This is a genomic window from Acinetobacter sp. PK01 (assembly GCF_022819285.1).
Lineage (GTDB): Bacteria > Pseudomonadota > Gammaproteobacteria > Pseudomonadales > Moraxellaceae > Acinetobacter > Acinetobacter tandoii.
This window is the reverse complement of record NZ_CP094643.1, coordinates 1,781,622-1,796,153: the sequence shown is the minus strand read 5'-3', so window position 1 is coordinate 1,796,153 and position 14,532 is coordinate 1,781,622. Positions and strand designations below refer to the sequence as shown.

At 40.3% G+C, this 14,532-nt stretch carries 9 protein-coding genes; 6 read left to right on the top strand and 3 right to left on the bottom strand.

Going from position 1 to position 14,532, the window contains the following annotated elements; translation table 11 throughout:
* The first annotated feature begins 465 nt into the window (after positions 1-465).
* Together hrpA and MP622_RS08530 are read left to right on the top strand one after the other, a co-directional pair.
* On the top strand, positions 466-4,389 hold the full coding sequence (hrpA, locus tag MP622_RS08535; RefSeq protein WP_243793490.1) for an ATP-dependent RNA helicase HrpA: 3,924 nt from the start codon (positions 466-468) through the stop codon (positions 4,387-4,389).
* Positions 4,390-4,419: 30 nt separating this feature from the next.
* Positions 4,420-5,535, top strand: a complete 1,116-nt coding sequence (locus MP622_RS08530) for a beta-ketoacyl-ACP synthase III (RefSeq protein ID WP_016167446.1) — start codon at positions 4,420-4,422, stop codon at positions 5,533-5,535.
* Positions 5,536-5,758: 223 nt separating this feature from the next.
* Here MP622_RS08530 and MP622_RS08525 read toward each other — a convergent pair whose 3' ends face one another.
* Positions 5,759-7,813 (bottom strand): TonB-dependent receptor, encoded by a 2,055-nt coding sequence (locus MP622_RS08525; protein WP_243790489.1) that lies wholly within the window; start codon positions 7,811-7,813, stop codon positions 5,759-5,761.
* A 293-nt stretch (positions 7,814-8,106) separates the two neighbouring features.
* On the opposite strand from MP622_RS08525, the gene MP622_RS08520 reads away from it, so the two are divergent.
* The 4 genes from MP622_RS08520 to ahpF all read left to right on the top strand — a co-directional run bounded on the left by MP622_RS08520 (position 8,107) and on the right by ahpF (position 12,697).
* Entirely contained in the window at positions 8,107-8,901 is a 795-nt protein-coding gene (locus MP622_RS08520) for a tellurium resistance protein (protein ID WP_243790487.1), read from the top strand.
* A gap of 13 nt (positions 8,902-8,914) precedes the next feature.
* Positions 8,915-10,033, top strand: coding sequence for a toxic anion resistance protein (locus MP622_RS08515; RefSeq protein WP_243790485.1), 1,119 nt, complete (start codon positions 8,915-8,917; stop codon positions 10,031-10,033).
* A 28-nt stretch (positions 10,034-10,061) separates the two neighbouring features.
* Positions 10,062-10,991, top strand: coding sequence for a hypothetical protein (locus tag MP622_RS08510; protein WP_044739415.1), 930 nt, complete (start codon positions 10,062-10,064; stop codon positions 10,989-10,991).
* Between the two features lie 140 nt (positions 10,992-11,131).
* Positions 11,132-12,697: an alkyl hydroperoxide reductase subunit F gene (gene ahpF, locus MP622_RS08505; RefSeq protein WP_243790483.1), complete on the top strand. Its 1,566-nt coding sequence runs from the start codon at positions 11,132-11,134 to the stop codon at positions 12,695-12,697.
* Between the two features lie 143 nt (positions 12,698-12,840).
* Here ahpF and MP622_RS08500 read toward each other — a convergent pair whose 3' ends face one another.
* Positions 12,841-13,089: a YfhL family 4Fe-4S dicluster ferredoxin gene (locus MP622_RS08500; RefSeq protein WP_243790482.1), complete on the bottom strand. Its 249-nt coding sequence runs from the start codon at positions 13,087-13,089 to the stop codon at positions 12,841-12,843.
* Positions 13,090-13,092: 3 nt separating this feature from the next.
* Entirely contained in the window at positions 13,093-14,487 is a 1,395-nt protein-coding gene (yegQ, locus tag MP622_RS08495) for a tRNA 5-hydroxyuridine modification protein YegQ (RefSeq protein WP_243790480.1), read from the bottom strand.
* Positions 14,488-14,532 lie beyond the last annotated feature (45 nt).

Below are 14,532 nucleotides of genomic sequence, written 5' to 3'. Positions count from 1 at the left end.
AGTAGAATATCGAAATTTTAATTATTGCTGAAACAGTATTTTTACATTACAAGCATCGGAAAAACCGAATGAGTAATTTAAATACCATTTCACTCAATATCATCATCATGTATTACAAATGAAACAGATGATGAAAAAATGACAATACGTCACAATCAAATTGTCGTATTTAAATCGTTATTCAACATGCAGTCATCTGGCTCGAATTTCAAGGCTAAAATTGAAAAAAGATATTTTATATAGATGTAGTTGCTTATTTTTCTGACAAATTCAAGTCTGCAATCTCGCAATAAACTAGTGCTTCACCTCTATATTCAGGTTTTTACCTTAGATATGAAGGTATGAAAGGGAGTGAAATATAACCATATTTCTTGGGCAGATTGGCGATCACGTTGAAGAGGCTTTCTCTATGACCGCTTAAGGCGTAAAATGGACGATTCAAATTTTTATTGGGATAAATCATCTGTGCAAAGTCATTTAAATATCGATCAATGGGTTATGGCCCGCGACCGTCATCGTTTAAATCGACTACGCCGTAGCAAAGATGGTGATCCACAGCAATACCAAGAGCTGTTTGAACAGTCTAATCTTAAAGTACGTGCGCGTTTTGCACGTCTGCCTCAAATTAAACTGAACCAAGACTTACCAGTTACACAGTCTGCTGAACAATTGATGGCTGCGATTCAACAGCATCAAGTCATTATTGTCGCGGGGGAAACTGGTTCAGGTAAAACCACGCAGTTACCGCAAATTGCCATGCTGGCGGGACGTGGTTTGACCGGCATGATTGGTCATACCCAGCCACGTCGTTTGGCCGCTCGCAGCGTTTCACAGCGTATTGCTGAAGAAGTGGGCGAGAAGCTCGGAGAATCGATTAGTTTTAAAGTTCGTTTTAATGAACAAGGCTCACAAGACTCAATTGTACGCTTAATGACGGATGGTATTTTACTGGCGGAGCTTTCGCATGACCGTTATTTAAGTAAATACGATACGATTATTATTGATGAGGCACATGAGCGCTCTCTCAATATTGACTTTATTATGGGGTACTTAAAGCAATTATTGCCGAAACGCCCTGATTTGAAAGTCATTGTGACCTCTGCAACCTTAGATGTGCAACGCTTTAGCCAATATTTTCATGGTGCGCCAATTTTTGAAGTCGAAGGGCGTAGCTTTCCAGTCGAAGTGCGTTATCGTCCAATTTCCGAGTTGAGCATTGGCGGCAGTGATGATGATGAATTTGATGATTTTGAAGAGAATCTGCCACGTGCTGTAGTACAAGCGGTAGAAGAATGTTTTCAAGATGCGCAGGAAAAAGGTCATCCTGAGCATGCTGATATTCTGATTTTTGCCAGTACAGAGCAGGAAATTCGAGAATTACAAGAAACTTTACAGAAGCATGGCCCACGCCATACCGAAATTTTACCGCTCTATGCGCGTTTGGCTTTGGCAGATCAACAAAAGATTTTTAATTCTTCAGGTGGTGGTCGACGTATTATTATTGCGACCAACGTAGCCGAAACAGCTTTGACTGTCCCGAATATTCGCTATGTGATTGATAGCGGTTTTGCCCGTATTTCACGTTATAACTATCGCTCTCGTGTGCAGCGTTTACCTATTGAAGCAATTTCACAGGCGGCAGCCAATCAGCGTAAAGGGCGTTGTGGACGTATCGCACCTGGGGTCTGTATTCGTTTATATAGTGAAGAAGACTTTTTAAGCCGTCCTGAATTTACTGAACCCGAAATTAAACGCACCAACTTGGCTTCGGTGATTTTGCAAATGCAAAGTCTGGGTTTAGGTTCACTCGAAGCCTTTGATTTTATTGAACCGCCAGATCACAGGCTTGTGAATGACGGTCGTAAGCTCTTGGTTGAACTGGGTGCAATGACTGAAAAAAATGCGCCTAAAACCTCGGTTGATCAAGAAGGATTTGAAAAAGCCGCTCTTTCTAAAAAAGGCGCTGGGGGAGACTCTCTCACCAAAATTGGTCAACAAATGGCAAAAATGCCAATTGATCCTCGTTTAGCCCGTATGATTTTGGGCGGAGCACATTTTGGCGTTTTAAATGAAGTGTTGATTATTGTGGCGGCTTTGGCGGTACAAGATCCACGTGAGCGCCCTGCGGATAAGCAAATGCAGGCAGATCAAAAGCATGCATTATTTCGTGAAGCGGACTCTGACTTCCTGTTTTATTTAAAGTTGTGGGAAGCGATTCATGATCCTGTCGAGTCAATGAGTGAGAACAAGCGTCGTACTTTTGCTCGTCAGCATTTTTTGAGCTGGTTGCGTTTACGTGAGTGGAAAAAAACTCATGAGCAATTACTGGATTTGGCGAAAGGTCTTAATCTTTCCTTTAATGATAAAAAAGCCAGTTATGAAAACTTGCATCGTGCTTTATTGACGGGTTTATTGTCGTTTATTGCCAATAAAACTGATGAGCGCAACGTTTTTATGGCAGTTCGTCAACAGAAAGCACGGGTATTTCCTGCTTCGACCTTACACAAGAGCAATACGCCGTGGATTATGGCGTTTGAAATGGTGGAAACCTCACAGGTTTATTTGCGTACGCTGGCAAGGATTGAACCTGAGTGGATTCTCTTGGCTGCACGTGATTTGCTGAAATACCATTATTTTGAACCGCACTGGTCGAAAAAAGCAGGTATCGTGAATGCCTATGCGCAGATTTCATTGTTTGGTTTGATTATTGAGCCAAAACGAATGATCAATTATGAAAAAGTTGATCATCTCGCTGCCCATGAAATTTTTCTTAGAGATGCTTTGACGACAGGTAATCTGGGCATACTTCCGCCATTTTTAAAACATAATTTATTAAAATTGGAAGAGGTAGAGCGGGTCGAAGACAAATTGCGTCGACGTGATTTGGTCGTAGATGAAGAAACGATTTATCAGTTCTATGCAGCAAAAGTACCTGTTGAAATTGCCAGTCGTCGTAGTTTTGAAGATTGGCGCGCCACCATTGAGCCAGCACAGCCACGTTTTTTGTTTGTAGAAGATGATGCGCTATGGCTGAATGATCGTCCAACGACACAACAGTTCCCAGATTATTTGCATAATGGTGAGTTGCGTTTAGCCGCGAGTTATCGTTTTGACCCAAGCCATGATGAAGATGGGGCTACGGTTAAAATACCTGTGCAGGCTTTACCACAAGTAGATGAAAACATTTGGTCTTGGGGAATTCCAGGTTGGCGACAGGACTTAATTGAAGCCTTATTAAAAGCCTTGCCAAAAGATAAACGTCGTAATCTGGTTCCAATACCAGATACTGCGAAAAAAATCATGCAGCGTATAGATGCGGTACATCTACGTGAGCATTTATTTGGCTTTTTGGCATTTCAACTCCGTGGCGAACAGATTACCGAAAAAGATTTTTCTTTTGAAAAAATTGATCAATATTTGCTGCCTTTCATTAAAGTGATTGATGAAAAAGGACGTGTGATTGAAAAAGGGCGTAATTTAGCTGAATTAAAAGCGCGTTGCCGTACCGAAACTCATAGCCCTGTCAAGCAAACCAAAGGACAGTTCCAAAGTTTCCCTGAAGATTTTGTATTTGAAGCTTCGCACAAGGTTACAGGTGTTGTGGTTAAACAATATCAAGCCTTGGTTCCTGTTAAAGTTTTTGCAAAGTTAGATGTTAAAGATGATTCAGGCATTGTGATTCAGACCTTCAATGATCAGACTGAAGCGATTAAGCAGCATCGAGAAGGCATTATTCGTCTGATACATTTGCAATTGGGGGATTTGGTTCGTCAATTGAAAAAGCAAATTTCCAAGCCGATGGCATTAGCATATTCGCCATTGGGAGACAAAGCACAGTTGGAACAGATGCTGGTCTATGCAACGCTGCAATTGTCCATTACGGAGCTGCCAATTAATCAAGCTGAATTTCAGCAATTACTCTTAACGGTTAAGCAAAACTTTTTAACGCAGGGTCAACACGCGTTAAAAATTATGAGTGATATTTTTATTCAGTGGCAGAGCATACGTCAGAAATTATTAATGCTAGATGCTGATATTTTTGGCCGTAGTATGGATGATATTGAAGATCAGCTAGACTTAATGCAGTTGGCGAATTTTGTCTATAGCAAACCTGTAGATGTGTGGACTGAGTATCCACGTTATTTAGCCGCTTTGCTATTGCGTTTGGAGCGTTTGCCCAATAATCTACAGCGAGATGTTACTGCCATTGGGCAGATTGATCCGTGGATGGATAAATTATTTCAATTTAAAAATGACGTTCGTTTGAAAGAATTGTATTTCATGATCGAAGAGTTGCGTATTTCGCTGTTTTCTCAACCGATGAAAACCAAGATGCCTATTTCTGCGACACGGCTACAAAAGCTATGGGAACGTCTTAGTATCGGTTAAAATTGAGCGAATTCAGAGAAGGAGTTTTACATGGGCATCCGTATTACAGGTACAGGCTTGTTCCACCCAGAACACGTCATTACCAATGAAGAGCTAGTCGAAAGTCTAAATGCTTATGTGGAACAGTATAACCAAGACCATGCTGAACAAATTGCAGCAGGCGAGTTAGAAGCACGCCGTGGTTCTAGTGCCGAGTTTATTGAAAAGGCATCTGGTGTAAAACGTCGTTATGTGGTTGAAAAAACAGGTGTACTTGATCCAACCCGTTTACGTCCACGTTTAGAAGAACGTAGTGATGATGAGTTATCTCTTCAAGCAGAGTGGGGTGTGATTGCTGCAAAGCAAGCGATGGAAAATGCAGGTGTCACTGCAGAAGACATCGATGTGGTGATTTTAGCATGTTCAAATTTACAACGTGCTTATCCAGCCGTTGCCATTGAAATTCAGACGGCACTGGGTATTCAAGGTTATGCCTATGATATGAATGTGGCGTGTTCAGCAGCGACGTTTGGTTTGAAACAAGCTTATGATGCCATTAAGTCTGGCGCACGTCGTGTATTGTTAGTGAATGTTGAGTTAACTTCGGGTCATACCGATTTCCGTTCACGTGATTGTCACTTTATTTTTGGTGATGTTGCAACAGCTTCAATTGTTGAAAATACAGAGACGAAAACAGGCTTTGAAATTTTAGATACAGATTTGTTTACGCAATTTTCGAATAACATTCGTAATAACTTTGGCTTCTTGAACGGCTCTGAACTCACTTCACGTGATGATAAGCAATTCCGTCAAGATGGACGTAAAGTGTTTAAAGAAGTTTGTCCACTTGTGGCGAAAATGATTTCAAATCAGCTAGAGAAGAATCAGATTAAACCTGAGCAGGTGAAGCGTTTCTGGTTACATCAAGCCAATCAGAATATGAATGAACTGATTCTGAAATTAGTTGTAGGTAAAGAAGCGGCTGAAGCAGACCCAAGTTTAGTTCCTATTATTCTTGATGAGTTTGCCAATACTTCATCAGCAGGTGTGATTATTGCATTACATCGTTCTGCACACGAAGTGAATGATGGTGAATATGGCGTACTCTGCTCGTTTGGTGCGGGTTATTCTGTTGGATCAATTTTGGTTCAAAAGCACGTTGCTTAATGTTGTAGCCTAGAAGCCTGCATTTTTGGCTTAGCTTTATAAATTCGAAAATATCCTTTCATATTCAGGGTTATTGGCTTGAATAATGAGAGGATGTTTTTTATGTCGAATTAAAAGAGAAACAAGCAATTGTGTTTTAAATAAATGAAATAAGTTTAAGAATGAAAAACCATCAAGCCGTTTTAGTCACTTGATGGTTTTTTAGATTCACATAATGAATTATTTAAAATTTCTTTTCTAAGCTGAACAATACACTAGGAATGGCTAGACTTGTACGTGCTTCATACAGACTGCCATCAGATTGATAATTCAGGCGTTCTTTATAGTCAGTGCTGAGCAGATTGCGGGCACTTAAGCTGGTTGACCAGCCTTGCTTAAAGCGTTTAGTTGCACTGATATCCAGATTGACTCGTTCGTTACTGGTACGATTATAAGGTTGATTTTCTAAAGCGCGGGTAAACTCTGGGGTATAGCTGAGATTGGCACTGGTCGAAAGTTGCCATGGCTGATAGTTATAAGAAAGCCCCATACTGGCTGAATAAGGTGCAACATCACTGACTAAGCGATCTTGATGCGTCATATCATCTTCGACTTTGGCACGAATAGTCGAGAGTTGACCGTTAAGCATCCATGAATGCCCTTGAGCAGTTTGTTTTAATGCGTAACGTCCAGAGAGCTCGACACCATAGGTGGTTGCATGATCTTGGTTCTGTGGACGTTTTACGTAACGTCCATTTTCTTGTTGAATTACTGACTCAATATAGTCATCAATTTGACGATAGAAGCCCGTTACATTGACACCACCCGCAGGGGTATTAAAGCCTAAAGTGGACTCATATGCTGTGATTTTCTCTGGGCGTAAAAATGGATTGCCACCACGGTCAGGGTTATTTAAGCTGCCTGCATCAATGTCTGTAGAAATAGATACTGCGGATAATAAATCGGCAGCTTTCGGACTACGAAATGCTTGACTGATATTGGTTTGAAGTGACCAATGATCATCAAAATCATAACGATGTGCAACGACTGGGCTAAGGTTTTGGTCGTCATAAGCGACTAAGCCAGTACGGTGTATCCATTCTTGACGTAAACCAACGGTCAAAGTTTGTTGATCGGTAAAACGCCAACTGCCTTCGCTATACAGAGCATAACGCTGTTCATCTAATGTATCGGCTGTATTGCTTTCTAAGCTGCTTGAACGTGTATCTAAGCCAAACTTAATTTGACGATGTTCATCAAATTGGCGGACACCGTCATATGCTAAACCTAGTTCTTCAACCTGCTGATCTATATACAGCGAAGAAAGAGAAGAGCGAGTAAGTTCAGTTTCATTTTGTTTTTCATAAGACAGACGGACTTTGTCCGAGTTCTTATTCACTTGACGTTCGAAGCGCGTATTTAGGCGCATACTGTCATTTTTGTCCTGTTGAACTTGGTCCGAACGTAATCCATCCCGTTCATAATTGCGGTAAAATAGCTCTACCACGACTTTCTTTTCGTCATCAATTTCATACTCAAGACGTGGACTGATCATTGATCCTTTACGTTCAGTGATATTTTTTTGTACACGAGTTTGGTTTGCTGTTTGAGTTTCCGTTACTGAAGTGCTGTCATCCCAATTTTGATTGGCAGATAAGCTATATAACCAAGGGCTATCACGCCCATCCATCTGTAAAGTGATATTTTTGCGCTCTTCTTCTGAAGTGCCTGAGCTGTTAAATCCATAGCCAACTCGAGCTGTTCCACCAAGACGCGAATTTTGTAATGGTTCTTTTAAAATAATATTAATGATGGCAGAGGCGGCAACAGAAGCTTGAGTGACACTCGGCTGCTTGGTAATTTCAATACGCTCAATCATGTCTGGCGTAAGGGTGTCAATAATGGACATTCCCCCACGAGGCCCGCCTTGTATAGGTTCACCATTGATCATGAAAATAGGCGCACCGCCGCCACGGAAGCGCATACCTGATGCACCGCCTGGACCACGCGGGCCAGTAGCAGATGGCATTTGAAAACCTGCTGCGCGTCTTAAAGCATCACTGACAGATTGATCGCCATATTTCAGCATTTCTTCACGATTGATAATGGTTTTGGCTATCGCACTAATATCGTTATTCTTATTTACCGAGGAGTCTGCTTGGAGCTTTAATGTCTTTAGAACTTGTACAGGTTCTGCTGTAGCGACTTGTGCGTTATCGGCAGCCCAGCCTGTAATTGAGACACCCAAAAGAGCGAAAGTAAGTGCACTAAACTTCCAAGAAGGCTGTAACGCATCCATAACTTTATGTTTCCAAATGTAATGTTGCGTAAGATTAAACTAAAATTATGGAGAAAGATTGTGGAGTTATTGAATTATTCTCTTGGCGAATAAAAAGTTAGCCAGTTTGATGAATGTATAAGTTTAGCTTGTTGTTATTTTCGGGGAATGGCTTTTTTAACTGATTGTAATTTATTTATTGTTTATTTTAGACCCTGACAATTGGCTGCTTTACCTTGATATAAAAAATACAGAGTTGATAATTTTAATGGCTATGTTAAAACAGAGAAGTACTGGTCATGATCTAAATTGCAATGCAAGTTACTGAACTGATTCCTTTATCTGAAATAGAGGTCAATCGACAGGACGTTTTAGCTATTCAACGGAATGAATTGGTGCCGATTTTTGATAATCCGGCATTATTGGTGAATTACGCTGAACAGATTGTTCAAGCTCAGGCTGTGTTGTTACAGGGCGTTGATCCATTGCTCACACAACAGTTCAGGCAAAGTATTGAAGAGCTTATTCAAGCCTTAACTCAATCGAATAAATACCTAAAAAAACGAAGATTTAATGCTTTGCAAAAGTGGCTTGGCATAGACATTGAACATGGTTCAGGACAAATCGATTACTATAAAAATCTTGATATACTGTTAGATCGTTGCCAGCATTTAAGTCAAAAATTACGCTTAGAAATACAGAAGTCACAATCAAGATTTCAGCAGTTATTGGGCTTACGGTTAAGAATGGCAAATTATGTGGTTGCGGCACAAGAGTTTGTACATGAGTATCCTAAAATGCTACGTACGCAGCATCCCTTAGATCAATTTTCCGATCGCTTATCCAAGAAAATTTATAGTTTGCAAACTGTACAGGCCAGTAATGATATTGCCATGCAGCAAATACAGCTTTCTCAGCAACTGTCTTTAGGTTTACTTGATCGTTTTACCGAAGCGCAACAGGTGTTAATTCCAGCTTGGCAATATCATGTCAAACAAAGTCAACAGACAGACTCGACTTCCGAGCTATTAAAGCTAGATAATAGCCGTGAAAAACTGATTAAAACTTTAAGAAAATCATTAGAGAAACCTTCGGGCAACTCTTCATAAAATTAGGTGAATTATGACCAATTCTGAGCAAAATCATTTAACTGTTGCTATGACACCAGAAATGGCAGAACAACAGTTTCAGCAACTTAATTTAAAAGAGCTAGGTTTACAACCTTCAGATTTGGCTGAGGTGATGACGGCAACCAAGGAATTGGAAGATATGAGTCATCAGAGCGTTGCTGAATACGGTAAGCACATTGCAACGCAAACGTCGACGTATACAGATGAATTGCTGAATTTGGTGCAAAACAAAGATTTAGATGCTACGGGACAAAAGTTGAATCAAGTTGTACAAGTGGCACAGCAATTAAATAGCAGCAGTATTCTGAATCAGTCTAAAAATTCAGGCTTTTTGGGCAGTATTTTAAGTAAATTCAAAGGTGCGAAGCAAAGTTTTGATCAGCACTTTAATACCACCAAGGAGCAAATTGATGCTTTGGTTAAAGAAATTGAAGCGTCTCAATCTGGCTTAAAAGACCGAGTTAAAACACTCGAACACATGTTTGACTCGGTACAAGATGAATATAAGCAATTAGGCGTTTATGTGGCTGCGGGCAAGATTAAGCAGCATGAAGTTCAGCAGCAAATTGCTCAACTCACTACACAAGAACAAGATCAGACCATTACCCAGAAAATTTATGATTTGAACCATCTATCGAATAATCTGGAGAAACGAGTCAGTGATTTGCAGGTGTTACAGCAATCTGCAATGCAGACTTTGCCTATGATTCGAATTATCCAGTCGAATAATTTAATGTTGGTAGATAAGTTTTATGCCATCAAAAACATTACATTACCCGCATGGAAAAACCAGATTAGTTTGGCCATTTCCTTGCAAGAGCAAAAAAATAGTGTGCAGTTGGCAAACACGATTGATGATGCGACCAATGACTTGCTGCGCCGTAATGCCGATTTACTCCATCAAAATTCAGTCGATACTGCGCGTGCCAATCAGCGTTCTGTGATTGATATCGACACCCTTGAGCATGTCCAAAATACCTTAATCCAAACGGTGAATGACGTACTTCAAGTACAAAAAGAAGGGATGCAGAAGCGAGAAGAGGCAGCACAGCGGTTACGTAATTTACAAAGTAATTTGAGTCAGTTGGTATTAGAGTCAAATCAACGCTAAATTTTTTTAGTCTGTTGTAGGAGGTCACTTGTCCAAATTAGAAGATGAATATGCAGTCAATACCGCCAATATTCAACAAGGTGTGCAGATTTTAAAGCGTCGGCAAACACATCTGATGGCGTGGTGTATATTCACAACCAGTTTGGCACTTGTGGCTTTGATCAGTTATTTTCTACAGCAGGAGATACTTTACAGTTGGTTTGGCATTAGCCTTGAGGTTAAACAACTGCATATTCCTGTATCGGCAGATCGTACTTTGATGCAGTTTGGGCAAGCACCAAATTACTTTTTTAATTTATTGTCTTGGTTTGGTTGGTTGTTCTTAAAAATAACCAGTGCTTTTATTGGTGCTTTTTTTGTTATTCATTTTCTTAAGAAACTTCGCTTCTTTGCGATTCGTTTTCAATCTTTTGTCTTGAAATTTGTAGGCTGGATCATCGCATTTATATGTATTTGGTCAACTCTAACTTATGTTCAATATGACTGGAATGATGAAGCAGAGGATCCTTATGCAACTGCAATAGAGTATAAAAACAGTTTGCATGAAAGTGAATTGGCTCAATATTTAGATCACACCCAATTAGCACCGCCTGTCAAAGCTTACGTACTGGCGCAAATTGCCTTATTACATTCGCCTGCCGATGAAAATGCTGCGATTCCTTATGTGTTGACTTTGGTCGATGCCGAGAAAAACGACCCTAATTTTATTCAATATGGTTTTAGTGCTTCACAATTATGGTCGATGCAGCAACAGCTTTATGGTAAGGCTATAACGCCTTTAGCAAAATCTATTTCTCCAAAAATTGAACAGGCTCAAAAGTGGGAAAATATTTTGCAAGTTATTATTATTTCATCATTTATTGTAAGTTCTATTTTAAGTTTAATGCTTTACTTATTATCACGGTACTTTTCTGCAAGAACACGTAGAATTGAGCAAAATTTAAAAAATACTGGGTAAGTCATTCATGTTATGTAAGATTTTGAACTATTATCTAATAATTCGATTGTATTTATAAATACAAACTGTTTTACCAATTTCGTGTTTTTTACTATGATGTCTTCATCAACTTAATTATCTCTCCACTGGAGTCGTTAGCAATGTTAGATCAAAATACTTCTGCGCAATTAAAAACACTTTTAGAACGTCTTGAAAGCCCAATTGAAATTATCGCGTCTTTAGATGCTTCAGAAAAATCTGAAAAAATTAAAGAGTTGGTGACTGAAATTGCGCTGTTATCAGACCAAGTGACAGCACGCTTTGATGGTGAACATTCACGTCGTCCAAGTTTTGCAATTGCCAAAGCAGGAGAGCAACCTCGTGTACACTTCGCGGGCTTGCCAATGGGACACGAGTTTACCTCACTCATTCTTGCATTGTTACAAGTATCAGGTTACGCACCAAAAGTTTCTGAAGAGGTGCTAAATCAGGTTAAAGGTTTAAATATTAAATCTAACTTTGATGTGTTTGTATCTTTAAGCTGCCACAACTGTCCAGATGTCGTGCAAGCGTTGAACCTGATTGCCATCTATAATCCAGGTTCAACTGCAACCATGATTGATGGTGCATTCTTCCAAGACGAAGTTGAACAACGCAAAATTATGGCAGTACCAATGGTTTTCCAAGATGACCAGCATATCGGTCAAGGTCGTATGACATTGGAAGAAATCATTGCCAAACTAGATACCAATTCTGCTGAGAAAGAAGCAGCCAAGTTAAATGCTAAAGATGCTTTTGATGTGCTGGTAATCGGTGGTGGCCCTGCGGGTGGTACAGCGGCAATTTACGCGGCACGTAAAGGGATTAAAACAGGTATTGTGGCTGAACGCTTTGGTGGTCAGGTGATGGATACCATGGATATTGAAAACTTTACTACTGTACAGAAAACGGTTGGTCCGAAATTCGCACAGGATATGGAAGCACACGTTCGTGAATACGGTGTAGACATTATGAATTTGCAACGTGTGAATAAAATCACTGGTGCAGATCAAACAGCAAATGGATTGGTGGCTGTTGAACTTGAAAATGGCGCAAAACTTGAATCGAAAACAGTGATTCTTTCAACTGGTGCGCGTTGGAGAGAAATGAATGTGCCAGGTGAAGCGGAATACCGTACCCGTGGTGTTGCATATTGCCCACACTGTGATGGTCCATTATTCAAAGGTAAACGTGTAGCCGTGATTGGTGGCGGTAACTCTGGTGTAGAGGCGGCAATTGACTTGGCAGGTATTGTTGAGCACGTGACTTTGGTTGAGTTTGATACTAAACTGCGTGCAGACCAAGTGTTGCAAGACAAGTTAAATAGCTTGCCAAATGCCACTGTAATCATGAATGCATTATCTACTGAAGTTATTGGTGATGGTGTTCAAGTGACAGGCTTGAAATATAAAGACCGTGCAACCGATGTTGAGCATACTGTTGAGTTATCTGGGATTTTCGTACAAATTGGTTTATTGCCAAATACGGACTTCCTAAAAGAAAGCGCAGTTGAACTTACTCCACGTGGTGAAATTGTGATTAACGAACGCAATGAAACTAATGTGAAAGGCGTATTTGCTGCGGGTGATTGTACTACTGTTCCGTACAAGCAAATTATTATTGCGACGGGTGAGGGTGCAAAAGCGTCTCTATCTGCTTTTGATTACATGATCCGTTCCGGCCAATAATAAAAAAGAGCCAACATACACTGAGTTATGTTGGCTTGCTATTAAACTTTTTACTTTTTATAGGAACTGAGGACGCTAACACCGATGTTCCTTTTTTTATTGTTTATTGTTTTCCCCCAATATTTGGTTAAAACCGTTTTATTTTAAATAATCTTCAGCGCTTTAAATTTCTCCTCCAATGTAGCTTTGCTTTCAATGTATTCAGGATGAACTTCAATACAATCGATTGGGCAGACCGCCATACAGGTTTGATATTCATAAAAACCGACACATTCTGTGCAGCGTGCTACATCAATCTCATAAACTTTTTGTCCTTCAAAAATCGCCTCATTCGGACATTCTGGTAAGCACATATCACAATTGATACAAGTATCCGTAATTCTCAAAGCCATGACTTAACCTGCCACGTAAGCCAATGACGAAGCTGAAATATCGATTTCAGAGTTTGGGAGGTTGCGAATCAGCAGGGCATATCGCATATCGATATCGGCAGGCACAGGAATATCGACAATATGACCTGAGCCTTTGGCATCAGGAATAGAATTGCCTTTTTTATCCAAAATTTCGCTCAGTACAAACTGAATATTGCCTTGCGGGGTCATGAGTTCCAATGAGTCACCGACCACAAAGCGGTTCTTCACATCAATTTTAATATAGTCCCCGTGACGTTCTAATACTTCACCACAGAACTGTTGATGGTCAAAACGTGAAGAACCTGTTTCATAATTTTGGTATTCACTGTGGACATGGCGACGTAAAAAACCCTCGGTATAACCACGGTTTGCTAAGCCTTCCAGTTGTAGCATGAGTGATGGATCAAAGGGTTTACCTGCCAGTGCATCATCAATGGCTTTACGATAAATTTGTGCGGTGCGTGCGCAGTAGAAATAAGATTTGGTACGACCTTCAATTTTGAGGGAGTGAATACCCATTTGGGTCAAACGCTCAACATGTTGTACTGCTCGTAAGTCTTTAGAGTTCATGAAATATGTGCCGTGTTCGTCTTCTTCTGCGGCAAACATATCTTCTTCATTACGTTGTAGTAAAACAGGTTCAGTACATTGATTTTGTGCTACTGCATGTTGTTCATCTACATCACTATTGCAACACTGCTTTTCTTGTACTTGATGCACAGGAATTACATCACCTGTTTCGTCTTCTTGGGCTTGGTGAAGTTTGTAATCCCAACGACAAGCATTGGTACAAGCCCCTTGATTAGCGTCACGTTTATTCATATAGCCTGAAAGGAGGCAACGTCCAGAATAGGCCATGCACAAAGCACCATGCACAAATACTTCAATTTCCATGTCTGGCACATGGTTTTTGATTTCTTCAATTTCTTCTAGGGACAATTCACGTGACAAAATCACGCGAGTCAGCCCCATATTTTTCCAGAATTTCACAGTTGCCCAGTTCACAGCATTTGCTTGTACTGAAAGATGCACAGGCATGTCTGGAAATTGCTCGCGTACCATCATAATTAAGCCAGGGTCCGACATAATTAATGCATCAGGCTGCATGGCAATGACGGGCGCTAAATCACGAATGAAGTTTTTGAGTTTACTGTTGTGCGGTTGAATATTCACCACAACATAAAATTTTTTACCTAAATTATGTGCTTCTTGAATCCCGATGGCGAGGTTGTCATGATCAAACTCATTATTACGAACACGTAAGCTATAGCGAGGTTGTCCTGCATAGACCGCATCGGCTCCATAAGCAAATGCGTAGCGCATATTTTTTAAAGAACCAGCAGGAGAGAGAAGTTCAGTAACGTGGTGAATGCTCATGACAAAATAAAGGCATACAAATAATATGACTTTATTGTATGGATA